General features: G+C 45.3%; 19 protein-coding genes and 1 other RNA gene. 11 read left to right on the top strand and 9 right to left on the bottom strand.

Annotated features, from left to right (window positions below; translation table 11 throughout):
* Positions 1-144 precede the first annotated feature (144 nt).
* The 7 genes from rpiA to ssrS form a co-directional block, all read right to left on the bottom strand.
* The gene (rpiA, locus tag BK026_RS09560; RefSeq protein WP_071815656.1) at positions 145-801 is read right to left on the bottom strand and encodes a ribose-5-phosphate isomerase RpiA; all 657 of its coding nucleotides are present in this window, start codon (positions 799-801) and stop codon (positions 145-147) included.
* Positions 802-926: 125 nt separating this feature from the next.
* A complete protein-coding gene (locus BK026_RS09555; RefSeq protein WP_071815655.1) occupies positions 927-1,925 on the bottom strand; it encodes a hypothetical protein in 999 nt (332 codons plus the stop codon).
* 259 nt (positions 1,926-2,184) lie between these two features.
* Positions 2,185-2,829 carry a 5-formyltetrahydrofolate cyclo-ligase gene (locus BK026_RS09550; RefSeq protein ID WP_256253747.1) on the bottom strand — a complete coding sequence of 215 codons (645 nt, stop codon included), beginning with the start codon at positions 2,827-2,829 and terminating at the stop codon, positions 2,185-2,187.
* A gap of 26 nt (positions 2,830-2,855) precedes the next feature.
* Positions 2,856-4,478, bottom strand: a complete 1,623-nt coding sequence (locus BK026_RS09545; protein ID WP_071815654.1) for an ATP-binding protein — start codon at positions 4,476-4,478, stop codon at positions 2,856-2,858.
* A 73-nt stretch (positions 4,479-4,551) separates the two neighbouring features.
* Complete coding sequence (locus BK026_RS09540) at positions 4,552-5,493, bottom strand: nucleoside hydrolase (protein WP_071815653.1); 942 nt, start codon at positions 5,491-5,493, stop codon at positions 4,552-4,554.
* A 22-nt stretch (positions 5,494-5,515) separates the two neighbouring features.
* Entirely contained in the window at positions 5,516-6,412 is an 897-nt protein-coding gene (locus tag BK026_RS09535) for a ribokinase (protein WP_071817581.1), read from the bottom strand.
* A 21-nt stretch (positions 6,413-6,433) separates the two neighbouring features.
* A non-coding RNA gene (gene ssrS, locus BK026_RS09530) (6S RNA) lies at positions 6,434-6,616 on the bottom strand.
* Positions 6,617-7,182: 566 nt separating this feature from the next.
* Here ssrS and BK026_RS09525 point away from each other — a divergent pair.
* The 5 genes from BK026_RS09525 (at position 7,183) to BK026_RS09505 (ending at position 12,672) form a co-directional block, all read left to right on the top strand.
* Positions 7,183-7,749, top strand: a complete 567-nt coding sequence (locus BK026_RS09525; protein WP_071815652.1) for a UPF0149 family protein — start codon at positions 7,183-7,185, stop codon at positions 7,747-7,749.
* Positions 7,750-7,794: 45 nt separating this feature from the next.
* Positions 7,795-9,108 carry a Xaa-Pro aminopeptidase gene (gene pepP / locus BK026_RS09520; protein ID WP_071815651.1) on the top strand — a complete coding sequence of 438 codons (1,314 nt, stop codon included), beginning with the start codon at positions 7,795-7,797 and terminating at the stop codon, positions 9,106-9,108.
* Positions 9,109-9,154: 46 nt separating this feature from the next.
* Entirely contained in the window at positions 9,155-10,528 is a 1,374-nt protein-coding gene (locus tag BK026_RS09515) for an FAD-dependent monooxygenase (protein ID WP_071815650.1), read from the top strand.
* The gene (locus BK026_RS09510) at positions 10,515-11,687 is read left to right on the top strand and encodes an FAD-dependent monooxygenase (RefSeq protein WP_071815649.1); all 1,173 of its coding nucleotides are present in this window, start codon (positions 10,515-10,517) and stop codon (positions 11,685-11,687) included. The genes BK026_RS09515 and BK026_RS09510 overlap by 14 nt, the downstream gene beginning before the upstream one ends.
* Positions 11,688-11,796: 109 nt before the next feature.
* Entirely contained in the window at positions 11,797-12,672 is an 876-nt protein-coding gene (locus tag BK026_RS09505; protein ID WP_071815648.1) for a multidrug transporter, read from the top strand.
* A gap of 85 nt (positions 12,673-12,757) precedes the next feature.
* Here BK026_RS09505 and BK026_RS19795 read toward each other — a convergent pair whose 3' ends face one another.
* Positions 12,758-12,889, bottom strand: coding sequence for a hypothetical protein (locus BK026_RS19795; RefSeq protein ID WP_256253745.1), 132 nt, complete (start codon positions 12,887-12,889; stop codon positions 12,758-12,760).
* Between the two features lie 210 nt (positions 12,890-13,099).
* Here BK026_RS19795 and BK026_RS09500 point away from each other — a divergent pair, with 210 nt between their 5' ends.
* On the top strand, positions 13,100-14,032 hold the full coding sequence (locus BK026_RS09500; RefSeq protein ID WP_071815647.1) for an exopolyphosphatase: 933 nt from the start codon (positions 13,100-13,102) through the stop codon (positions 14,030-14,032).
* A 57-nt stretch (positions 14,033-14,089) separates the two neighbouring features.
* Here BK026_RS09500 and BK026_RS09495 read toward each other — a convergent pair whose 3' ends face one another.
* Positions 14,090-14,944 (bottom strand): LysR family transcriptional regulator, encoded by an 855-nt coding sequence (locus BK026_RS09495; protein WP_071815646.1) that lies wholly within the window; start codon positions 14,942-14,944, stop codon positions 14,090-14,092.
* Between the two features lie 236 nt (positions 14,945-15,180).
* Between BK026_RS09495 and BK026_RS09490 the strand changes: the two genes are divergently transcribed.
* From BK026_RS09490 to gcvP, 5 genes are all read left to right on the top strand, one after another.
* A complete protein-coding gene (locus tag BK026_RS09490; RefSeq protein ID WP_071815645.1) occupies positions 15,181-16,488 on the top strand; it encodes an efflux RND transporter periplasmic adaptor subunit in 1,308 nt (435 codons plus the stop codon).
* Positions 16,485-19,601: an efflux RND transporter permease subunit gene (locus tag BK026_RS09485; RefSeq protein ID WP_071815643.1), complete on the top strand. Its 3,117-nt coding sequence runs from the start codon at positions 16,485-16,487 to the stop codon at positions 19,599-19,601. Before BK026_RS09490 ends, BK026_RS09485 begins: the two co-directional genes overlap by 4 nt.
* A gap of 267 nt (positions 19,602-19,868) precedes the next feature.
* On the top strand, positions 19,869-20,948 hold the full coding sequence (gene gcvT, locus BK026_RS09480) for a glycine cleavage system aminomethyltransferase GcvT (RefSeq protein ID WP_071815641.1): 1,080 nt from the start codon (positions 19,869-19,871) through the stop codon (positions 20,946-20,948).
* Positions 20,949-20,999: 51 nt separating this feature from the next.
* Positions 21,000-21,389, top strand: a complete 390-nt coding sequence (gcvH, locus tag BK026_RS09475) for a glycine cleavage system protein GcvH (RefSeq protein WP_071815639.1) — start codon at positions 21,000-21,002, stop codon at positions 21,387-21,389.
* Between the two features lie 118 nt (positions 21,390-21,507).
* A complete protein-coding gene (gene gcvP, locus BK026_RS09470; protein WP_071817580.1) occupies positions 21,508-24,417 on the top strand; it encodes an aminomethyl-transferring glycine dehydrogenase in 2,910 nt (969 codons plus the stop codon).
* The last annotated feature ends 54 nt before the right edge of the window (positions 24,418-24,471 follow it).

Raw genomic sequence — 24,471 nt, 5'->3', positions numbered from 1 at the left:
TACACATTAATTATTGACGCATTTAACGCGAAATAATGTCTAGAAATTAAAGCCATCTAGACGTCTAAACGGAAATTAGCAGAAAATACGCTAAGTTGAAAGAAGTATTTTCTGCATGTGTCACTATGATGTTTTATCGTACGGCTACTTGAAAGTTTCAACGCCGTTGTCGGTTGCACTAAGCACAATATCGGCGCCGCGAAGTGCAAAAATGCCGTTGGTCACAACGCCTGGTATATTGTTGATAGTTTGTTCCAGTTCGCGAGGGTTTATAATTTCAAGGTTGTGTACATCAATAATGACATTGCCGTTATCCGTCACAACACCTTGACGATATTCAGGATCGCCACCTAGTTTTACCAGTTCCCTCGCGACAAAAGAGCGCGCCATTGGAATAACTTCCACAGGAAGCGGAAAATTGCCCAATACAGGCACGCGTTTGCTCTCATCCACAATACATACGAAGGTACTTGCAGCGCCTGCGACAATTTTCTCACGAGTAAGTGCTGCACCGCCGCCCTTGATCATATGCTTGTGCTCTGTTACTTCATCTGCACCATCAATATAGACTGAGAGGTTGCTGACTTCGTTGAGCTCAAAAACTTCAATTCCCAATGCCTTTAACCGTTCGGTAGAGGCTTCAGAGCTTGACACAGCACCCTCAATCTTATGCTTAATTTTACCCAATTCTTCAATGAAGAAATTTACTGTTGAGCCAGTACCAACCCCAACAATACTGTCGTTTTCAACATAAGAAATGGCAGCTTTGGCAACCGCCTGTTTTTTTGCATTTTGATCCATGGTCACACTCCGAATAACGTTAGGCAAAGTGTAACTTAATTGCATTAAAGCGCCTACCGAAAGGTGTGCATATTCTCTATACAGTAAAAATATACAAACCGTAAAAAGCCGAGGCTGGTATAGCCCTACACATTGGCTTGTGGCAGCTTATTTTGTATAGAGTGTGGTACCAGTTTAAGTACAGCGCGACGACAAGAATGCCAAAACGCGCTAAGTAACAAGAGCGTTGAGCCTATACAAATTCCAGTAACAGCAAGGCTTGACGTTACCATGCCCACATTTTCGATGAGTGACGAAAATGTGTAAATAACATAAACGAGTGCAGAAACCATAATAGCGCGGCGGTCTACAGCGATAGAAATGCAGGCGAGGAGTAAATAAAGTGTCAATACAGCAAACGTAATAAATACACCACCATTACCGTCGAGCACGCCTAAACTGTGAAAAATTGGATGCACAATCATAGGTGCGGATATTAGGTGCAGCCAAAAAGCGACGTCGGTAGCGCGTGTTTGTCTTGCGGTGTCTCTGCTATCCCAGAACATAGCCAGGCCAAAAATGCTAAGCCCTAATAGTAAAATAAGTTGGTTTATGTACGCGACCGACATTGGAACAAAGTAGGCAACAGCCGCAAGCAGTGATGCCGCTAGTGTGGCAGCGCCGGCTGCAACAGTAATCGGTACGTGAAACCTTGCCCAATGCGCTAGCGCACCAACAGAGGTTAATAAGCCGCATGCCAGTAACGCAAGAGATTTAGGCTCTGCCTGAAATAGAATTGGTATGGCGAATAAACCAGCCAGGAAAGACAACAAAAGTGTAATAGCAGGTAGTGCCATTCGACGTTTGTTTACGAAATATTCAGACAACACCCATGATGCGACAGCGACACTTATGCCTGCTAGTGGCGCGTAAAGGTGAAAACTGAACCACGCAAGTGAGCTTAGTAACAGAGTGCTCGCAATAACAACAAAAATATCGTTAAAACCGCTGATTAAACGGAAGTTTTCTTCATCAACAGCAACGCTATTTCGTGTTTCGTATATAAAATGTCGAAAATTTTCTGCGTCAGCATTGGTAATAACATTATGCTCAACGGCAAGCGTTAAATCTTCATCGGAGTACATACCTTTGTCCTTTTCTTAAAGTGGAGCTAAACGTGTTTCATATCAGTTTGCGTAGATAATTATTGGCTCAGCGAGCAATGCTCTACGCCACCTGCTACTACGTCGCGCTCGTGGTGTTTTTGAAAGGTAAGAGCAATATTAACGCCAATTGAAATTTATTTAAATTTCAATGCCTTAAGTAATATTATTTTGTTTTTTACTGCGAGTATTGAGTAATATGACGAAGTTATCGCTAATTCTACCAACTAAAAATTCGATACTATGCGGATTGATATAATATCCCGGTAGGTGTGACGATTGCGTCTAAGGGAACGTCCCATGGGGCGATAGGCAGGCTAGAGACCTGTTGGATATCATGGGCAATACCAATGAGTTTAGGTTTAACTGTTTGACCTTTTGTAAACGCCAAAGTGCGATCGTAATAACCACCACCCATGCCCAGTCTGTTTCCTGATTTGTCGAAGCCAACTAACGGCATAAGCAACGCATCTAGCTGCCGTACGGGTATTACATTATGACAGGCGAGTTCCGGCTCTTTGATACCATATTGATTGGTTACTAGTGGCGTACTTTTCGTGAAATGTAAAAACAACAGGTGGCCTTTGCAAATAGGATGTAACACGGGAAGTGCAAATTCAATGTCACAGAATTTGTGACTATGTTGTATAAAATGCAAAACATCCACCTCACCGTCGTTTGCCAAGTAAGCGGCAACGTTAAGTGTAGGCGTGTTAAAAGCGTTAGAAAAATAGGTGGAGAGATGGTGTGTTATCGCTTTACTTGCAGTGGTTTGACATGCCGGGGATAAACGCTTACGTGCTTGTCTCAGTGACTTGCGAAGCGCAGCGCGAGAGGTGAGCGTGGCTTGTGTGATAGCCTTATGGCCGTTTAACTGTTTATCCACGATTGCTGTCCTACATAGGCTGAGTTTTAAGCGTCACCTAATAGCGAATTTAAAACGCTAACAAGCTGTTGACTATCAATTGGTTTGGTAAGCACGTCATCCATCCCTTTATCTAATAGCTTTCGCTTATGTGTGATAACGTCAGCAGTAAGTGCAACAACAGGAAGCTCAGGGTGTAATTGCTTTATCTGTTCTGTTGCTTCATCGCCCTGAATACCCGGCAAATTTAAGTCCATGAGTACTAAATCTACAGGATTAGATTTTACGTATTCAACGCCTTCCTCACCACTACCTACCACAGCAAGCGGAAGCCCTAGTTTTTCGAATAGTGTTTGTATGACAACCTGATTTATATAGTGGTCTTCAACCGCCAGCACATTCACATTTGGTTTTACTTTTACTTGAGCGATAAAGCTGCGTGACTGACTTTCGACAAACTGTTCATCGTTTAATTCATCAGCAGGTAATGTCACACTAATACGCGTACCTGTGTTTAGTTTACTGCTTACTTTAATTGTTCCATCCATAAGTTTAAGCAGTCGCTGTGAAATATTGAGGCCTAACCCTGTACCTTCTATTTGTTGCGCGTTGTCCATTCTTTCAAAAGGGGTAAAAAGACGCTTAAGATCAACATCGCTGATGCCTATTCCTTCATCTACAACTGAAAAAACAATACGCCCTTTTCTAAATTTTACCTGCGCTTTAACGGCTTTTCCTTTGTTCGTAAACTTAATAGCGTTAGAGAGTATGTTTAGCGCTACTTGCCCAAATTTCGTATCGTCAAAAAAAAGAGTGGGTGGTACGCTATCGTCAATAAGCGATGTAAAACAAATGTTGGCGTCTTGAGCTCTTATTTTTGTTAAAGAAAACAAATGAGTGAAAAAGTCGTAGCTATTTACCGGTCTTGCCATTACACGCATTTTTCCGGCTTCAATTTGCCTTATGTCCAACACGGAATTAACGATTTCAAGCAGACGTTCACCACTTTTACTGACGTGAGACAGCGGGGTAGTGAAAGCATGCGGCAAAGAGAGCTTTTTGGCCTCAGCTTCTAATAAATGACTAAAGGTGTTAATAGCGTTAAGTGGTGTCCTTATCTCATGACTAATATAAGACAGGAAATCTGACTTAAACTGACTTGTGCGCTCTAGTTCGCGATTCTTTCTTCGTAATTCTAAATGGGCGACAACTGATTTACTCAGTGTTTGTAGTGATGCCCGTTGCTCTTGTGAAAGCGTACGAGGTTTATTGTCAATGGCGCAAAGTGTCCCTATTGCGTGACCCGACGGTGTTATAAGTGGCGCACCTGCGTAAAATCGAATGTCGGGAGAGCCCGTGACCAAGGGGTTGTCGTGAAAGCGCGGATCTTTGGTAGCATTGGGAACTTCGAACACTTCTTCTTGGAGGATTGCATGTGTGCAAAACGCAATTTCCCGTGGTGTTTCTTGGGCATCTAAACCCACCCTAGATTTGAACCATTGGCGGTCAGGATCAATTAGGCTTATCAGAGCAATTGGTGTATCACATATTTGTGAAGCAAGGGCGGTAAGGTCGTCAAACAGTTGTTCTGCTTCTGTGTCTAGCACATCGTAGCTCAGTAGCTCTGCCAGCCTTTCGTCTTCATTATGTGGAATTTGCGCTGATTTCATCTATATAAAAATTTCGTTTAAATAAAAAAGGGGCTGTAGTAGAACTACAACCCCTCAACATTACCACAACAGGTTAGATAGCATAAGTATCAATAAAAAGTTGTTCTAGTTTTGCATGGTCAACTTTTGTCGCAACCTTGATGGTGTTAGCTTCGTTCCATAGCGGACTCGGTGTTGTGCCTTTTGGTGCAACAACCGTTTGCCCTCTATCTAGTGCACCTGTTCCAACGCGCACATGACCTTCAGTAAGCTCAAATAGCTCGGGGTGACGAAGGTGAGCGATAGGGAACGCATCGTGGAAAAAGCACACGCGATCTTCACGGTTTTGCGAGTAGAAATCCATGTAGAACTGGGCGCTCTCTTTTACAAATCCGCCAAGCGTATTGTTTTTCTCTTCTAGCTTTTCAACAAATGCAGGAGAGAATGGCGTGAAGTTTGTTACGTCCAAGCCGAACATGGTGAGATCCCAATCAGCTGCAAAAACGATTTCTGCTGCGTGCGCATCGTTCCAAATATTTGCTTCAGCAACAGGGGTAACGTTACCGGGTACAAACGCTGCACCACCCATAATGCTAACACCTTTGACTAGCTTCGGCAGCTCTGGCTCAAGACGAAGTGCAAGTGCCAGGTTACCTAGAGGGCCAATAGCCACAATAGTGATTTCGCCTGGATACTTACGCGCCATATCAACGATAAACTGTGCAGAGCTACGAGGGTCAAGTTCGGTTTTCGGTGCTTCAGGTTTGATATGACCAAAGCCATGCTCACCGTGTACAAAGTGTGCGTACGTAGATTCTGGGCCAACCCACGGCATGCCAACACCTTTGGTTACAGGAATATCTTTCCCTGCAATCTCGCAAAGTGTAAGGGCATTTTGCGCGGCCATTGTTACCGGTACGTTTCCGTAAACAGTCGTTAAACCAAGTACTTCAATGTCTGGAGACTGAAAAGCGAAAAAAATCGCCATTGCATCATCAATCCCCGGATCCGTATCTAAAATGATCTTATGTGCCATCAAATTTTCTCAGTGCGTCTTGCTAGTTGGCGTGTTTCGCTAAGAAACGATCCACTTCTTTTTGTGTTGGAATACTCTGTGCTGCGCCTTCGCGAGTTACCGCAATAGCTGAAGCTGCGCACCCGCGACGCAATGCTTGTTTCGCGTCGGTGTGGTTGCTATATGCAGACAGGAAATAACCGATAAAGGTGTCACCGGCTGCGGTAGTATCTACCGCCTCTACAGAGAATGCGTTTACTTCAATAACTTCATTTTTGCGCAACATCATTACACCCGCTTTACCTAGTGTAATAATAACTTCGCTATGTGACCACTGCTCTTTGAACACTGTCACAATATCTTCAAGTTCTTCTTCACCCGTGATCGCTGCGGCCTCTGTTTCGTTCACAATCAATAAATCCACGCAGTCCAGTGGAAGTTGTTTAACTGAGTCGCTCATGGGCGCGGGGTTAAAAGCTACTTTAAGCTGCTTCTCTTTCGCTTGGCGAAGCACGTCTTCGATACTGCTTGTTTCATTTTGGGTGAGTACCCAGTCTGAAGGGCGCGTGTCGTCTAGTGCCTGCGTTACGGTTTTCGCAGTGATGGTCTGATTTGCACCACCAAATAATACAATGGCGTTCTCACCGCTTGGCGTAACTTGGATAATTGCATGGCCTGAAGGAACTTCTGAGCATTTTACGCCACGGCAATCAACACCTTTCTTGATAAGGGCTTGTTTGAATGAAGCGTCGTTTTCGTGGATGCTGCCCACATGACGTACGTCTGCACCTGCCTGCGCTAAAGCAATAGACTGGTTTGCACCCTTACCACCCAACAAGGTTTGATAATGGGTAGAGGCCAGCGTCTCGCCAGGTTGTACAAAATGACCAACCTGATAAACGTGGTCAATATTAATAGAGCCAAAATTTATTATTGCCATTTCTTCTTCCGTCGAAAGAGGGCGCTTCCCAGAATGCCGCTGTCCATGTTTCGCCCGTGAACCGAAAAGTTCAGGGCGGAAGTATCACAATTGCCGTAGGCTTCTCGATACGCGTCGAGCTTGCACAATAGCAGCTGTTTCAACTTCCTTGGTTTAAAGCATCGGCCAGGGACATGAATGAACTAGCAAACATCCCAGGAAACATTGTTGTTGTATGAACGCAACAGGGTATAACAAACGCGGGATCCAGTGAAGAGGATCACCTAACGCGCTTTATAACTATTTTGCGTGGTAATTATAATAGCGGTAGAAAAATATATCTTTCTTGACCAGTTGGTCAGCAATTATACACGCATATGGAATAAGCTCAATAATAACCAAACAGCTAATTTGCTGTGCCGCAAGCTCGCGACTATTGATGACTGTTGCGAATGGAATTCCCTATCCAACAATTGCGATCTTAGATTAAATCTATCTGTGTTGCTAGCAATTGAGCAACGAATTTCAGGAAGTCTTCCAATTTCAGTTTTTTTGAATAGTGAATAAACAGCTGTTAACGACTTCTACACATCGAATATACGGCATAGCAACATCGGCTCGCTAAATGCTATCACCACATATGTCAGCGTTAATGCATAGGGTTTGCAAAGGTAGGCGTTACATATTGATATTTGCTAGTATTAACATCATTAACAGATGGCAAGGCTGTAATTAATCGATAGCGATTTACAGCAATGACATCTCACTCACAAATATAAAGAGAACGAATTGTGGAAAAACAGCTCGATTACGACAGCGTAAGTAATAAATTGTCTCAGCAAGGCGTGATTGTCGATGCTGCAGAAGTTCATGGCATTATGTGCGGTATGCTTTGCGGTGGTATGTCACTTACCGACCCCAAGTGGCTTGAGGCGTTAAGTGAAACAATTAATCAAGGAGATGGCTTCAGCGACCCCGCACAGCATCTTTTAAACACGCTTTTCAACCAAACCTGCCAGCAGCTTCTTGAGCCAGAATTCGCATTGAGCTTAATGCTTCCTGACGATCAAGCGCCAATAAATGACCGTGGTGCAGCTTTAATCAATTGGGTGCAAGGTTTCATGCTAGGTTTCGGCCTTCACCAGCAAGATCTTATGCAATGTTCTGACGACGTAAAAGAAGCGCTTGAGGATTTTTCCGACATATCTCGTATGGAAGAGCCAATGGATGCAGATGAAGAGTCAGAAAAAGCATTGTTTGAAGTTGAGGAGTACGTAAAAATTTCAGCCATTTTATGCTTTAGTGAGCTCGGTCAATCTCTTCTTGATGATCAACCTGACAGTCCATCCGTACATTGATAACAATAGTCTTTCGTTTTAATAAGATTTAGGGTTTTCTCTTCTATGATTAGTGCGCAAGAGTTTATCGCAAGGCAAGACCGATTACTTGCTCAGTGCGAGCCTAATAGTGTGTGTATTATTCCCGCTGCAGGAATGGTCACACGAAGCCGAGATACCGAATACACATTCAGACAAGATAGCGACTTTTGGTACCTGACGGGTTTTGAAGAGCCTAACGCGTGGCTAATATTGTCTAATCATCCGCGCTATGGCGAGCGCTATCGCGCTATGGTGGTGCAGGAAAAAGACAAGAGTGCAGAAATTTGGCACGGCAAGCGCCTTGGTGCAGAAGCGGCGCTGGCCCGGTTTAGTTTAGATGAGGCATTTGAGCTACACGAACTTGACGAAGCACTGCTATCATCACTTCAAGGTCACGTTAACGTGTATTTTGCGTTAGGCCACAATACGGGTAACGACACGTTATTTGCAGAAGCCTTAAACACATTACGCGACGCACCGAAAGAGTCACTTGCACCCACTGCGGTTCATGATTTACGTCCAATTTTACATGAAATGCGATTATTCAAGTCTGCGTGCGAAGTCGCCATGATGAAAGCCGCCGGTGAGATAAGTGCGCGTGCACATAAACGGGCGATGCAGTTTGCGGCGCCAGGCTGTTATGAATATCAGTTAGAGGCAGAAATTCATCATGAGTTTGCGATGGCAGGCGCCCGCTCTCCTGCTTACAGCACCATAGTGGGAAGCGGCGAAAACGCATGTATTTTGCACTACACGCAAAACAACGCAAAGGTAAATGATGGTGATTTGATCTTAATTGATGCCGGTGCTGAATATCAGGGTTATGCTGCAGATATTACCCGTACGTTCCCTGCAAATGGCAAGTTTAGCCATGCGCAACGTGAGATTTACAGTGTTGTTCTTCAGGCCCAAAAAAGTGTTTTAGATATGCTAGCCCCTGGCGTCACTATGTCTGACGCCATGCGCCGTAGCGTTGAAATTATTACGCAGGGTTTAGTTGACCTCAAAATTTTGAAAGGTAGTGTGGCAGAAAACATTGAAAATGAGAGCTGGCGGCAATTTTATATGCATGGGCTAGGGCATTTTTTAGGGCTTGATGTGCACGATGTAGGTAATTATAAAACGAACGGCGAGGATCGTCCGCTAAAACCCGGTATGGTAATTACGGTTGAGCCTGGAATCTATATTAGTCAAGACAGTGATGTGCCTACCCAATACAAAGGGATTGGTGTGCGCATTGAAGATGATGTGGTGATTACGGCATCAGGTGTTGATATTCTAACCGCAGACGTACCCAAAGACATTGACGACATCGAAACACTCATGGCAACAGGGTAAATAAAACAATTAAAAGCGCAAAAGCTAACGCGATAGGAAGGCAAATATAGTGGGTTCGGCAGCGGTTGATGTAGTTATTATTGGTGGTGGTATTGTAGGTACTGTGCTTGCCAAAGCACTGTCAGAAGGTGTTTCTTATAACAATATTGAAGCCAAACATGATGGGTTACGTGTTGTATTAATAGATGCAGCAGACCCGTTGGAAACTCAGGGGACCCTTAATGACTTCAACCCGTTCACCGATACGCGTGTCATCGCGCTGTCAAGGCGGACGGTCAATGAATTAGCTGCTGTCGGTCTAAGCCTCGACAGCTTAGCTAAGCAACATAACGGCGAATTGCCTCCTGATATAAAGCATATCGAAGTAAGTGACAAAGGGCATGTAGGGCTGTTAAATCTTCACAGCGATGATTATCACGTAGACGCATTTGGTCAAGTGGTGAGCTTGGGTGCATTCACCCGCCTTGCAGCACATGCAAGCGCAGCTTATCAGCACCTAGCCCCGGCTAAAGTGGTAAGTGTAAAGCAACATCTTGATCACGTTGATATCTTACTTGATAGTGGCGAGGCGTTAACGACTAAACTTCTGGTACTTGCCGACGGCGGTCGCTCCCGATTGGCCGAGAGTGTGGGGATCAAAAAAACAATTACCGATTACCATCAGACCGCTATTGTGTTTAACGTCCACACGCAAATGCCTCACGATAATAAAGCATACGAACGTTTTACTGATTCAGGGCCCCTTGCTTTTCTGCCGTTTGACAGTGAAATTAACGGCGTTAAAGCAAAAGGAAATGGTTTTTCAGTGGTGTGGACCGTGGAGACGCAAGCGGCTGATGCGCTGATGGCAATGAACAATGACGCCTTTATAACCGCGCTACAGCAAGCGTTTGGTTACCGCCAAGGCACAATAAAAAGGGTAAGCAGTAAAGCGAGTTACCCGTTGGCGCTTACCAAGGCTGAACAGGTAGCCACGCACCGTACAGTGGTAATAGGTAATGCAGCGCAATCGCTGCATCCTATTGCTGGGCAAGGCTTTAATTTAGGCCTGCGCGATATCAGCGCGCTTTTGCTTGTGTTAAAAAATGCGTTACTTGAGTTGAGCGCACAGCATGCAAAATCGAATGATAACGAGCAACGCCGTGAACAAAAAAAGCATAATAGTGCTTTCGACGCTGGTGCGTTTAATGTTGTACAGCGCTATGCGCACGAACGCAAAAAAGATCGCGCCAACACAATTGCACTTACCGATACGTTAGTAAGAACATTCTCCAACCACTATTTTCCTACTGTGATTGGAAGGAACATATCGCTGCTTGCGTTGAGTATGATGCCTGAAGCGAAAAAAACCTTTGTTAAACACACAACAGGTTATGGCATAACACCAGATAGAAACAGAGATAATAATGCAGCATGTTGATATAGCGATCGTGGGTGGTGGCATTGTAGGGTTAACCTTGGCCGCTGCGCTTAAAAACAGTGATTTAAATCTCGCGATTATCGATAAAACGCCTTGCTACCAAGCGCTTTCAGATAAGCCAACGGCCCGTGTAAGTGCAATTAATCAGGCAAATATTAAAGCGTTACACCGCTATGATATCTGGCCTCATTTACAGCAAGACCGCGCAAACCCTTATACCGCTATGCATGTGTGGGACCGTGATAGTTTTGGTGACATACATTTTTCGTGCGATGAAATGGGCAGTGATGCGTTAGGTGTGATAGTAGAGAACCAAGCGCTTGTAAATGCGTTAGCCAAAGCGGTTGAGGCACAGCCTAATGTTCAGGTTGTGACTGCTGGAATTGATAGGGTGTTATCTGGCGTTAGCCAAACCATGCTGATGTTAGACAATGACAACGTATTAAGTTGTAGATTGTTAGTGGGAGCTGATGGCGCTCATTCGTTTGTAAGAAAGCAGGCCGGCCTTCCCATTACCTTCAAAGACTACGAACATACGGCTATAGTCGCAAATATAAGAACAAGCTTGCCTCACAACAACGTAGCGCGTCAGGCATTTACACCCACAGGTCCACTTGCATTACTCCCCATGGCAAAGCCGAATGTTTGTTCAATTGTTTGGTCTCAAACGCCAACGCAGGCAGCCTCGCTTATGGCGTTAGACGATGTCGCTTTTTGCAACGCGCTTACCGCGGCAAGCAATAGCGTGCTTGGAACGATCTCACTTGAAACCGAACGGGCTGCTTTTCCACTTACCATGCGTTATGCAAGGCAGTGGGCGAAAGATGGCGTGGCGCTTGTAGGCGATGCAGCACACACTATTCATCCGCTTGCGGGCCAAGGCGCAAATTTGGGGATGCAAGACGCGTTGTCATTGGCTGAAACACTAAGAAACCTCAGTGACGCGGGCAAAGACATAGGCCTTCACAAACACCTTCGCAGTTACGAGCGAAGCCGCAAAACTGAAGCTGTAAAAATGATAGCAGCGATGGACGGCTTTAAATTTTTGTTTAATGGTGATGACCCGTTCAAGAAGTTAGTCAGAGGAATAGGCTTATCAGCCACCGACAAAATTACTGCGGTGAAGTCTGCCTTCGTTAGCCATGCAATGGGCTTATAGCACGGGTTTTAGTGTGTTTTAGGAAATGTGGTGTCAACGGCTGCTTTTGGCTATTAACGACATGCATTAATCCTGGTCTTTCAAAGAGTTCATTTGGCACTGCTACTATATGAATTGGATAATACTGACGTTAAGCGCTGTTGTATTGCAAACCGTGCGAAATGCGCTTCAAAGCAGACTAAGTATGTCGGTGAGCACCTCTGGCGTTACTTTGTCACGTTTTGTTCTGGCGCCTCCTATTGCGCTTTGTTATTTAATCGTGCTGTCGCTTAAATCGCCCGGCGTCGAGCCTGACTTTTCTACACGCTTTGTCTTTGTTGTATTACTCGCAGCGCTTTTTCAAATTTCCGCCACCTCACTGATGGTGATCTTGTTTAAACAGAAGAACTTTGCGACCGGGGCAGGGCTTGCAAAAAGTGAAGCTTTGGTGGCGGCTGTTGTAGGGGTTGTTTTTTTCGGTAGCCATTTAACAGCTATAGGGTGGACAGGCATTGTCATTGGCGGAGTTGCGGTTTTTCTAATAAGCAGTGGTAGTAGACTGAAAGACGTAAGTTTTAACACAATGCTAATTGGGCTAGGGTGTGGAGCGTGCTTTGCGCTATCTTCGCTGTTGGTTAGGCAGGCATGTTTTTTAATTGGCCTTAATTCTGAACTGGCGGCTGCATGGGTATTGTTTCTTGTATTGTGTGTTCAAACTGTTGCGCTGTGCGGCTACGTATTAATAAAAAAACCGTATGTGTTTAATCAATTGCTGGGCGTAAAACAACAAGTACTCGTAATTAGCCTGATAAGTTGTTTAGGCTCGGTGTGTTGGTTCACCGCCATGGCCTTGCAAAACGTTGCGTTAGTAAAAACGTTAGGCCAAGTAGAGCTGCTGTTAACCATTCTTTTATCTCGTTATTGGCTGAAAAATAAAACGACCCGCAATGATATTCTCGGTCTTTCCCTCATCGCTCTTGCTGCAATAATGGTGATTTGGGCATAGCGCATTCATAGCTTAAAAATATGTAAATTGGCACAAGGTTTAGTTGATGTGACAAGTAAACATTTCCAACATACGCGACAAGCGCTCAGTCACTATGTGCAGACTCGCTATTCTTGAGTCGAGCATTTTGAAGCGCTTCCACTTTATGGATTTCTTGCTTAAATACATAACCAACAATACAAACAAATAGTGTTAGTACAATGATTAGGAACGACATGACACCCTCTAAAAAAACCTGAACTTGAACCCTTCTTAATCGATTAAGTATTCTAGCAATTATCTATAACCCATACCGTTACGTTCTTGTAATGGTTAACCGAAACGCAAGTGCATATTTCGTCTACATTTCAAATGGTGAGCATCATCTCTCAAATTTTGAGTTAGCTACTACACTTATCATTATTGCTTTATTGACTATGGAATTGGTATGTCTGAGAAAAAGTTTAGATTAGTAACGCGAAGCGACTTCGACGGCTTAGTGTGTGCGGTTTTACTGAAGGAGTTAGACCTTATTGATGATATCTTGTTTGTGCATCCAAAAGACATGCAAGATGGAAAAATAGCGATCACTGCAAACGATATCACAACAAATCTACCGTATGTGCAGGGGTGCCACTTAGCCTTCGATCACCACCTGAGTGAGACCGTAAGGAACTCAGGTGATATTGAGAACCATATTATCGATCCTAAAGCGCCTTCTGCGGCGCGCGTGGTTTATGACCACTATGGTGGGCGTGCGTCGTTCCCAAATATCTCGACAGACATGATGGATGCCGTTGATAAAGGAGACTCGGCGCAGTTCACAGAAGAAGAAATTCTTGAGCCTAGCGGCTGGGTTTTAATGAATTTTATAATGGACGCTCGGACAGGGTTGGGGAGATTTAGAGACTTCACCATTTCAAATTATCAGTTAATGATGAAGTTAATTGACGCGTGTAAAGACCATTCCATAGAAGAAATTTTAGCGATGGAAGATGTTGCTGAACGCGTGAACTTATATCACGAGCACAACGAGCTTGCGAAGGCACAGATCAGTAAATGTGCAACGGTACATAACAACTTGGTGGTATTAGATCTTACCGACCAGGAAACGATATATGCCACCAATAGATTTGTTATATATGCGATGTATCCAGAGTGTAATATTTCAATTCACAAAATGTGGGGCTTAAAAAAGCAAAATGTGGTGTTTGCTATAGGTAAGTCTATTGTTAATCGCAGTGCCAATACCAATGTCGGTGAGCTTTGTCTTAACTATGGTGGCGGTGGCCATTTAAACGCAGGAACGTGTCAGGTAGAAACCAGTAGGTCTGACGACGTTCTTAACGAACTGATAAAGAAAATTAACGCTGACGGCTAAGCGCCATTGGCAAATACGCCTAAAGCAGAGCAAGGAACGAGTCTCTGCTTTAACGCGCTAATGTTGTTGCGTTAAGCGTGTTTTAAAAAATTCGGCGAGTGTTTTACTTACCAGTGGGTGTTGAGTATCTTGATTAAACAAACAAATGTTTACTTTTCCAAGCGTTGGCAGGTGCGGGTGATTTAACACAGTTAAATTTGCTGGAAGGCTTGATTTTGCTAAGGCCGTAACGCCAAGCCCCTGTTGTATGGCTGCGACTAGGCCGCCTAAATCAGCATTGGTATAGTTAATTTTCCAAGCGAACGTTTGCTGTTTTAGTTGCTCTATCACCCGGCTTCGATACATACAGCCATCTGGCGCTAAAACCAGTGGAATACTATGCCCTACCAATGGGTGGGCGTTGTCACCTACCCACACAACCTCATCTTCAAGCACGATTTCACCCTCTGTTTGTTCTGTAGGGTTAACCAGGGCCAGAATTAAGTCAAAATGGTCTCGCTGACTCGGGTGAAGCAGGTCGCGACTAAGCGAAGATGTGACTTCTAATGATACGTCAGGGTAACGTTTGGAAAATTCACCAATAAGCCCCGGCAGCAGCGTTGACGCAAATTCATTTGGAATACCTAAACGTAAACGGCCACTTAAAGGCGCCGGCGTTAAGCTGCGAAAAATGTTGTCATTGAGCTCGAGTATTTCTTTCGCTTTAGGGTAAAGCCAATTTCCATCTGCACTAGGTACATGACGCTGGCCAACTTTGGTAAAAAGCTTTTTATCAAGCTGAGTTTCTAGCTTTTTAATTTGTAGGCTAATGGCCGGTTGAGAACGCCCCAAAAAATCCCCCGCTTTGGCATATCCGCCAAGCTCGATAACGCTAACAAAGGTACGCAATGTGTCTAGTGATAGCTGCTTCATGTTTATTAGTCATGCTAATGAATAGGCTTGCTTTGATTATATTTATAAATGTACTGCTGTAAAAGTAAAACACACTTCAATTACGCGAAAGGTACGCTATCAGAGAGTAGATAAAGCCTTACATTGGCAAAAAAGTACTTTCATTCACGATTAATCTTTTCAGCGTATTTTCTCGTAGTTTCCGAAAAGCGAAATATAATGCGTGAAAACACACGCAAAGCGTATTGGAGAAATCTGTGGTAAATAATAATAAAGAGTACTCACCATTAAGCAAAAAAGTACCGTGGCTAACCCACATTGTAGTATCAGTGGTTATCTTTGTAATCGCTATATTCATTGTTGTTGCTATGTTTTCAAACAAACCCGAGGCGAAAAGGTGGGGCGGTCAACAACAAGCGCCTTCCGTAGCGGTAGATGTTATGGACTTACAGGTGGACAATTATCAGGTTTGGATTGATTCATACGGAACAGCACAACCGCTGACGCAAACTGAGCTGGTTGCTGATGTATCGGCTCGCGTTGTTTCGGTGTCTCCTAATATTCGCGCAGGTAGCACCTTTAACAAGGGGGATGTGCTGGTACAGCTGGATCCTCGTGACTTTGAAATTAACGTAGAAATTGCAAAATCTGACGTGGCACAAGCCGAACTGGTTTACCTGCAAGAACTTGCGGAAGCAGATTTTTCTGCCCAGCAGTGGAACAAACAGCCCAAAGGTGAAGCCGCAAAGCTATTGGCGCTGCGCAAACCACAAGTTGCTGCTGCACAAGCGGCACTTAATGCTGCGAAAGCAAGACTGAGAGGTGCACAACTTAACCTTGAACGCACTACCATACGCGCACCCTTTGATGGAATGGTGTTAAGTCAATCTGTAGATATTGGTCAGGTTGTATCACCTAATCAAACCATTGCATCAATTTACAGTACAGACGTAATTGAGGTGAGATTACCGGTAAAGACTTCAGAACTGCAGTATTTGAATTTTCTTAATGATAATGCGCAAGAAGCGCGGTCATCCGTTTATCTTACTGGCGATTTAGGCGCCACTTCCTATACCTGGGAAGGCGAGATTGTTCGTAGTGAAGGCGCGTTTGACCCAACAACACGTACGCTTTTCCTGGTAGCGCAGGTAACTGAGCCCTTTAAAACAAGCGCACAGCGACCAGCATTGCGAGTAGGGCAATTTTTAAACGCCAAAATTCAGGGCCAGCTATTACGTGATGTTTTTATTGTTCCGCGTCAGGCCGTGTCGCAAAACAATAAAGTGAGCGTTGTGGATAACGGCGTATTGAGAAAACGCGCAGTAACGCCGCTTTGGACAGATACGAAAAGTGTTGTCGTAAGCGCTGCGCAGCCAAGTGACGACAAAGCGTTAGGCTACGGTATTAACCAAGGTGACAAAGTCATTCTAACACCAACCGCTAATATACCTGACGGTACAAAGGTGAAGACCCTTGCCGATAGTTTAGGGGGAGCGTCGGTGGCTTCTGATACTGTCAAATCTCGTGAGAAAGCGAATGCAGTGAACACGGAGGCAACGAAATGATCGCTTGGTTTGCTAAAAACGATGTTGCCGCGAATATTTTGCTGGTGGTGATTTTACTGTCGGGTATTTATGTTGCGTCTAATCATATTCCAGTCGACCTTTTTCCTGAATTCGAGCAACGCAGCGTAAGTGTAAGCATGACATTGCCCGGCGCGTCGCCCGAAGAGGTTGAAGAAGGAATAACAATTCGCATTGAAGAGGCGATACAAGATCTTGAGGGTATTCGTGAAATAAACTCATCAAGCAGTGAAGGCGGTGCATCGGTCACTATTGAGGTAGAAGAAGGCTACGATGTAAGAGAAATGCTCGATGACGTTAAGATTAAAGTAGACGCCATCAACAATTTCCCAATAGGTGCTGAAAATTTACTTATTCAGGTACCACAATGGCGAAGAGATGCCATTGGCGTAGTTGTGTATGGTGAGTATGACGCCGTTACGCTGCGAAGATTTGCCGATAACATTCGTGATGAACTAGCCGTGCTGCCTGATATATCACAAGTGGAGATAAGCGGTACGCTACCGTTTGAAATATCAATTGAGATACCTGAAAAAACGCTTCGAAAATATGATCTCACCCTAGAACAAGTGGCAATGGTTATCAGAGAAAATGCGACGGATGTATCTGCAGGTAACTTAAAAACAGAAGGTGGGGATATTTTTATTCGCAGCAGAGGGCAAGCATACAACGCTAGCGAGTATGCTGATATCCCTGTGCTGACTGCGCAAGACGGTACCATGATAAAACTTGGCGATATTGCCAATATTTCGGACGCATTTGAAGAAACGCCGTTAAAAACGCGCTTTAACGGTATGCCGGCCGTGGAAGTAGAAGTATTTAGAAGTGGCGATGAAAGCATTATTGAAGTGACGCAGGCTGTTAAAGACTATGTTGCTTACAAGCAAACACAAATGCCACAAGGCTTAAGCCTTGATTTCTGGCGAGATAGAAGCGAGCCGATAAAGGCTCGTTTGGCAACGCTGTCGACCAGCGCTTGGCAGGGAGCATTGTTGGTAATTACCCTTCTGGCCTTGTTCTTAAGACCATCGGTAGCGTTCTGGGTTTGCTTAGGGATCCCTATGAGCTTTATGGGTGCCTTTTTACTCATGCCGGTGTTTGACGTTACTTTAAACTTAATGAGCCTATTTGCCTTCATCCTGGTTCTGGGCATTGTGGTAGACGACGCAATAGTAACCGGTGAGAATGTTTACGCACATCTAGAGCGTGGAGAAAGCCCACTCGACGCGGCCATAAAAGGAACGCAAGAGGTTGCAGTACCGGTAACATTTGGCATTTTAACCACCGCCGCGGCCTTTTTACCATTAGCGTTTCAAACGGGCAGAGGAAGTTGGTATTCCGCCATTCCATTCGTCATTATTCCGGTACTTTTGTTTTCGCTTATTGAGTCGAAATTCATTCTGCCTGCGCACCTAAAGCACGTTAAAGCGCGCGCCGATAAAAAAGACTCCCGTTTATCAAAAATACAAAGAAAGGTAGCGAAGTCTCTTGAAACACTTATTGAGCGAGTGTACCAACCAGCCCTAGCTGTAGCCATGAGATGGCGCTACGCGACGTGGATGCTTATGCTTGCCATGTTGATTGTTATTTTGGGCTCTATTGCGAGTGGTCAAACTAAGTTCATCTTTTTCCCGCGGGTACAAAGCGAAGTGGCGACCGCTACACTGGTTATGCCAGCAGGAACCGCGTTTGAGAGTACGGATAAAATTGTAAAATCAATGACCGAACACGCGCAAATGTTGAAGGCTAAATATCTTGATGAAGAAACCGGTGAGTCGGTAATTAGAAATATTTACTCGGTAAGCGGCGGGCGCAATTCAACAACAGGTAGGGTACAAATAGACCTTGTTCCCCCAGAAAAGCGAACTATTGACGTAGCCACACGTGACATTGTTAACGAGTGGCGAGCTCGGGTGGGGCAAATAGCCGGTGCAGAGCAATTAAACTATCGTGCTGAGATAGGCGGATGGGGCGGTGCCCCCGTAGATGTAGAGCTTAAAGGGCGAGACACGCAAGCACTCAATGATTTAGGTGAAAAGCTTAAAACTAAAATGGCGGAATATGCCGCCGTTTTTGACATAGAAGATTCGTTGTCAGACGGAAAAGAAGAGCTGCAGTTAACTCTGAAGCCAGAAGCCAGATTACTAGGGTTAGATCTCAACACGGTGGCTAGACAGGTTCGCCAAGCCGTATTTGGCTTTGAGATCCAGCGCATTCAGCGGGGCCGAGAAGATGTTCGCGTGATGGTACGCTACCCATTAGAAGCAAGGCAGTCTATTGAAACCTTAGAACAAATGATGATCCGCATTGGACCGAATCAAGAGGTACCGTTATGGCAGGTGGCCAGCGTAACGCCAGGCTTCAGTCCTAACAGCATTCTTCGTGTCGATCGCCAGAGAACGCTTTCAGTAACAGCTGACTTTGATAAACAAAATGGTGACCTTACTATTGTGCAAAGCGAACTGAGCGACTGGCTGTCTTCTCAGCTTGCACAATACCCAGGCGTAACGTTTGAAATGGCGGGTGAGGCCAGAGACCAAGAGGAGTCATCGCAAGGTCTGGTTGTAGGTGGTATTGCCCTTGCAATACTGATCTACATTTTATTGGCCATTCCGTTTAAGTCGTACACGCAGCCCATTGTTGTAATGTCTGTAATACCTTTCGGGCTAGTGGGGGCGGTGCTGGGGCATTGGATAATGGGAATGGATTTAACGCTACTTAGCTTTATGGGAATGCTGGCGTTATCTGGTGTTGTAGTGAATGACTCGTTAGTACTTGTTGACTATATAAACCAAAAGCGCAAACAAGGTGAAGATCTTGGCGTAGCGGTTTATGAAGCGGGTGGAAGACGTTTTAGGCCGGTGCTGCTTACTTCCCTTACCACCTTCGCGGGCCTAATGCCTTTACTGTTTGAAAAGTCTACGCAGGCACAGTTTCTCATTCCTATGGCGGTAAGTTTGGGTTTTGGTATTCTGTTCGCAACGCTTATCACATTGTTTATTGTGCCGTTAAATTACCTCATTCTTGAAGATATCAAACAGTACTTTAGGCAATACACAGCAGATATGCGCTCTGCGCTAAAAAGGCGTGTTTAATTAAATTTGTGTAAAATTAAGACGCTGACCATATAAGCCTGCTTAAATAAAAACATAGTTACAGGCCAAGCTATATACTCATCTATAGGGCGATGACTGCGGTCACGCCCTATAGACAGCGTGTTTTATATTTACGTTTCTCATAAGTACCCACTAATACATTTGGTTTTTAAATGTATTGATAAATATTTCCAATTTGTTGCACAAACGTTAGCTCACTATACTCAGTGGCGTTTTCTACCTATACATTAAAAAAGAGTAAGTGGAATGTCTAACACCACCGCCCTACACGCAAAGCACCTAGAAGCGGGTGCGAAAATGGTCGATTTCTTCGGCTGGGATATGCCAATAAACTACGGTTCACAAATTGAAGAGCATCACGCTGTGCGTCAAGACGCCGGTATGTTCGATGTGTCTCATATGACTATTGTTGACGTTAAAGGCGCACAAGCCAAAGCGTATCTTCAGTACCTTCTAGCCAACGATGTGGCTAAATTAAAAGAAAAAGGCAAGGCGCTATACAGCGGCATGCTGAATGAAGAAGGTGGTGTGGTAGACGACCTTATTGTTTATCACTTCGACGAAACCAACTATCGCCTGGTGGTTAACTCAGCAACGCGCGAAAAAGACATGAATTGGTTAATGAGTAAAGCAGAAGGCTTTGACGTAACCATTACTGAACGCCCTGAATTTGCCATGATTGCCGTGCAAGGCCCTAACGCTAAAGAAAAAGCTGCCACCTTGTTCAGCGCGGCGCAAAAAGAAGCGGTAGCGGGCATGAAGCCATTCTTTGGCGTACAAGCGGAAGACTTATTCATTGCTACCACGGGTTACACCGGTGAAGCAGGCTACGAAATTATGGTGCCTGCAGAGCAAGCGGAAAGCTTCTGGCAAGCCCTACTAGACGCGGGCGTAAAGCCATGCGGCCTAGGTGCTCGCGATACACTTCGCCTAGAAGCAGGCATGAACCTGTACGGCCAAGATATGGATGAAACCGTATCGCCACTAGCCGCTAACATGGGCTGGACAATTGCATGGGAACCGGCAGAACGTGACTTCGTAGGGCGTAAAGCGCTAGAAGCGCAGCGCGAAGCGGGTACTGACAAGCTAGTAGGCTTGGTAATGACTGAAAAAGGCGTGCTACGTCATGGCCTTAAAGTGAAAACTGAGAGCGGCGAAGGCGTTATCACTTCCGGTACGTTCTCTCCAACGCTGGGTCACTCAATTGCAATGGCACGAGTACCACGTGATGTTGGTGAAACAGTAGAAGTGGAAATGCGCAAAAAGTGGGTTACAGTAAAAGTGGTTAAGCCCTCCTTTGTTCGCAATGGAAAAAGTGTTTTATAAGGCCAACAGCTACTAGGCCCCAAAAGTTAACAGAGAATAACAGGAACGATTATGAGCAACATCCCAACTGATTTACGCTATGCCGCTACACACGAATGGGTTCGCCCTGAAGGTGACGGTGTTTTCACTGTAGGTATTTCTGAGCACGCACAAGGTTTACTTGGCGACATGGTATTTGTTGATTTGCCAGATGTTGGCGACGCAGTAAGCACTGGCGACGACATTTGTGTTGCTGAGTCTGTAAAAGCAGCGTCTGACGTTTACGCGCCAATCTCAGGTGAAGTAGTGGCGATTAACGAAGATCTAGAAGATTCACCAGAGCTCGTTAACTCTGACCCATATGGTGACGGTTGGCTATTTAAAATTAAAGCTGACGACGCGACAGAAGTAGAAGGCCTACTAGACGCTGAAGGCTACGAAAACAGCATTGACGAAGAGTAATTCGTTACGCAGTTTCACAGATATACAGTTTAAAAAAGGGGCCTAGGTTTAGCGCCCCTTTTTAACTTAAAGATTTAACGCGCCCTTGCGGCAACCATTACGAGTGCTTAACAACGTTATGTCGAATACTTCCCCTACATTGGCTCAACTAGAGCAAAAAGATACATTTATCCGTCGTCACATTGGCCCGGGTAAAGGCGAAATTGAAGAAATGCTGTCTGCCATTGGTGCAAGCTCATTAGACGATCTGATCGAGCAAACTGTACCGGCAGGTATTGCGCTACCAGAGCCACTAAAATGTGGCGAAGGGGCGACAGAAGTTGAAGCATTAAGTGAATTAAAAGCCGTTGCGCAAAAGAACAAAATTAACCGTTCTTTCATAGGTATGGGTTACTACGATACGCACGTACCAAACGTTATTTTGCGCAACGTGCTAGAAAATCCGGGCTGGTACACAGCGTACACGCCTTACCAGCCAGAAATTGCCCAAGGTCGTTTAGAGGCTATTCTTAACTTCCAACAAGTGACCATTGACCTAACTGGCTTAGAGCTAGCGTCGGCGTCGTTACTTGATGAAGGTACAGCGGCGGCAGAAGCCATGGGCCTTGCTAAGCGTGTATCTAAAAACAAAAAAGCGAACGCGTTCTTCGTTGCTAACGACGTTCACCCACAAACATTAGACGTGGTACAAACCCGCGCTGAAATGTTTGGTTTTGAAATCATCAAAGGTGCGGCAGAAGAAGCTGCCGAACACGACGTATTCGGCGCACTACTTCAATATCCAACGTCTACAGGTGAAGTAAAAGACATCAGCGACATTATTGCTGCAGTACAAGCGAAAAAAGGCATTGTGGCAGTAGCCGCTGATCTTATGAGCTTGGTAATGCTTAAGTCGCCAGGCGAGCTAGGTGCAGACGTTGCACTTGGTAGTGCACAGCGCTTTGGTGTACCTATGGGCTATGGTGGCCCACATGCGGCATTCTTTGCAACGCGCGACAGCTACAAGCGTTCACTACCTGGCCGTATTATTGGTGTAAGTAAAGACACCCGTGGTCGCCCAGCACTGCGTATGGCGCTACAAACCCGTGAGCAGCACATTCGCCGCGAAAAAGCGAACTCGAACATTTGTACAGCGCAGGTGCTACTAGCCAACATGGCTAGCTTCTACGCGGTGTACCACGGCCCACAAGGCCTTAAAACCATTGCTGAGCGCATTCACCGTTTTGCCGACATTCTTGCTACTGGTTTAAACCAGAAAGGTGCAGAAAAAGGTGTTGCTCTTAAGCACAGCACGTACTTCGACACGCTAACCGTGATGGTAAGCAACAAAGAAGACGTACTAGAGAAAGCCTATGCAAAAGGCATGAACCTGCGCGCAGACCTTGACGGTGCGGTAGGTGTGTCGCTAGACGAAACCACCACACGTGAAGACATTGTTGCGCTATTCGACGTATTGCTTGGTGACGATCACGGCCTAACAGTAGAAGGCCTAGACGCTGAAGTAACCACGCAAGACGTGAAATCTATTCCTGAAGATTTAGTACGTACTAGCGACTTCCTAACGCACGAAGTGTTTAACAAGTATCACTCTGAAACAGAGATGCTGCGTTACATTAAGAGCCTTGAAAACAAAGACTTGGCGCTTAACCACTCAATGATTTCATTGGGTTCGTGCACCATGAAGCTAAACGCGACGGCTGAAATGATCCCAGTAACATGGGCTGAATTTGGTCAGCTTCACCCGTTTGCACCACTAGATCAAGCAGCGGGCTACCAAGAAATGATTGCCGAGCTTAGCGAGTGGCTAATTAACGTAACAGGCTACGACGCGCTTTCAATGCAGCCTAACTCAGGTGCGCAAGGTGAATACGCAGGCCTATTGGCCATTCAACGCTATCATGAAAGCCGCGGCGAAGGTCACAGAAATGTGTGCTTAATTCCAAGCTCGGCCCACGGTACTAACCCTGCGTCTGCGCAGATGGTTAGCCTTAAAGTGGTAGTAGTCGCCTGTGACAGCAAAGGTAACGTAGACCTTGACGACCTTCGCAAAAAAGCGGAAGAAGTGGGCGACAATCTATCGTGCGCCATGATCACATACCCGTCTACCCACGGTGTATATGAAGAAACCGTACGCGAGATTTGCGACATTGTTCACCAATATGGCGGCCAGGTTTATATGGACGGCGCGAACATGAACGCGCAGGTGGGCATTACATCACCTGGCTTCATTGGTTCAGATGTGTCGCACCTTAACTTGCACAAAACCTTCTGTATTCCACACGGTGGTGGCGGCCCAGGTATGGGGCCAATTGGTGTTAAGTCGCACCTTGCGCCATTTCTACCAAACCACACGGTTGTTAACGTAGAAACCGCAGGTAAAGACTGTGGTGCAGTATCGGCAGCGCCATGGGGCAGTGCATCTATTCTGCCTATTAGCTACATGTATATCAAAATGATGGGTAGCGCAGGCCTACGCCGTGCAACCGAAGTGGCTATTCTTAACGCTAACTACGTAGCCAAGAAGCTAGAAGGGCACTACAAGGTACTTTACAAAGGTAACAACGACCGTGTTGCTCACGAATGTATTGTTGACCTGCGCCCGCTAAAAGAAGCAAGCGGTGTAACCGAAGTAGACATTGCGAAGCGCCTAAACGACTACGGCTTCCACGCGCCAACCATGAGCTTCCCAGTAGCAGGTACGCTTATGATTGAGCCAACAGAGTCGGAAGCGAAGTACGAACTAGACCGTTTCATTAATGCCATGATCAGTATTCGTGAAGAAGTAGCAAAAGTAGAAAGCGGCGAGTGGGATGCCACTGACAATCCACTGCACAATGCACCGCACACGCTAGCAGACATCTGTGACAGCGACTGGAACCGCAGCTACGACCGCATGCTAGCGGCGTACCCAGCGCCAGAAGTGCACAGAAACAAATTCTGGCCAACGGTTAACCGTATTGATGACGTATTCGGCGACCGCAACCTGATCTGTTCTTGCCCTAGCATCGAGAGTTATGTTGAGGAATAGGGTGTTTGTGTCACTTTCGAATTAAGTTTGAAACAACAAAAACAAGTTTGAAAC

The organism is Alteromonas sp. V450, assembly GCF_001885075.1.
GTDB lineage: Bacteria > Pseudomonadota > Gammaproteobacteria > Enterobacterales > Alteromonadaceae > Alteromonas.
This window is presented reverse-complemented; position numbering and strand designations above follow the sequence as displayed.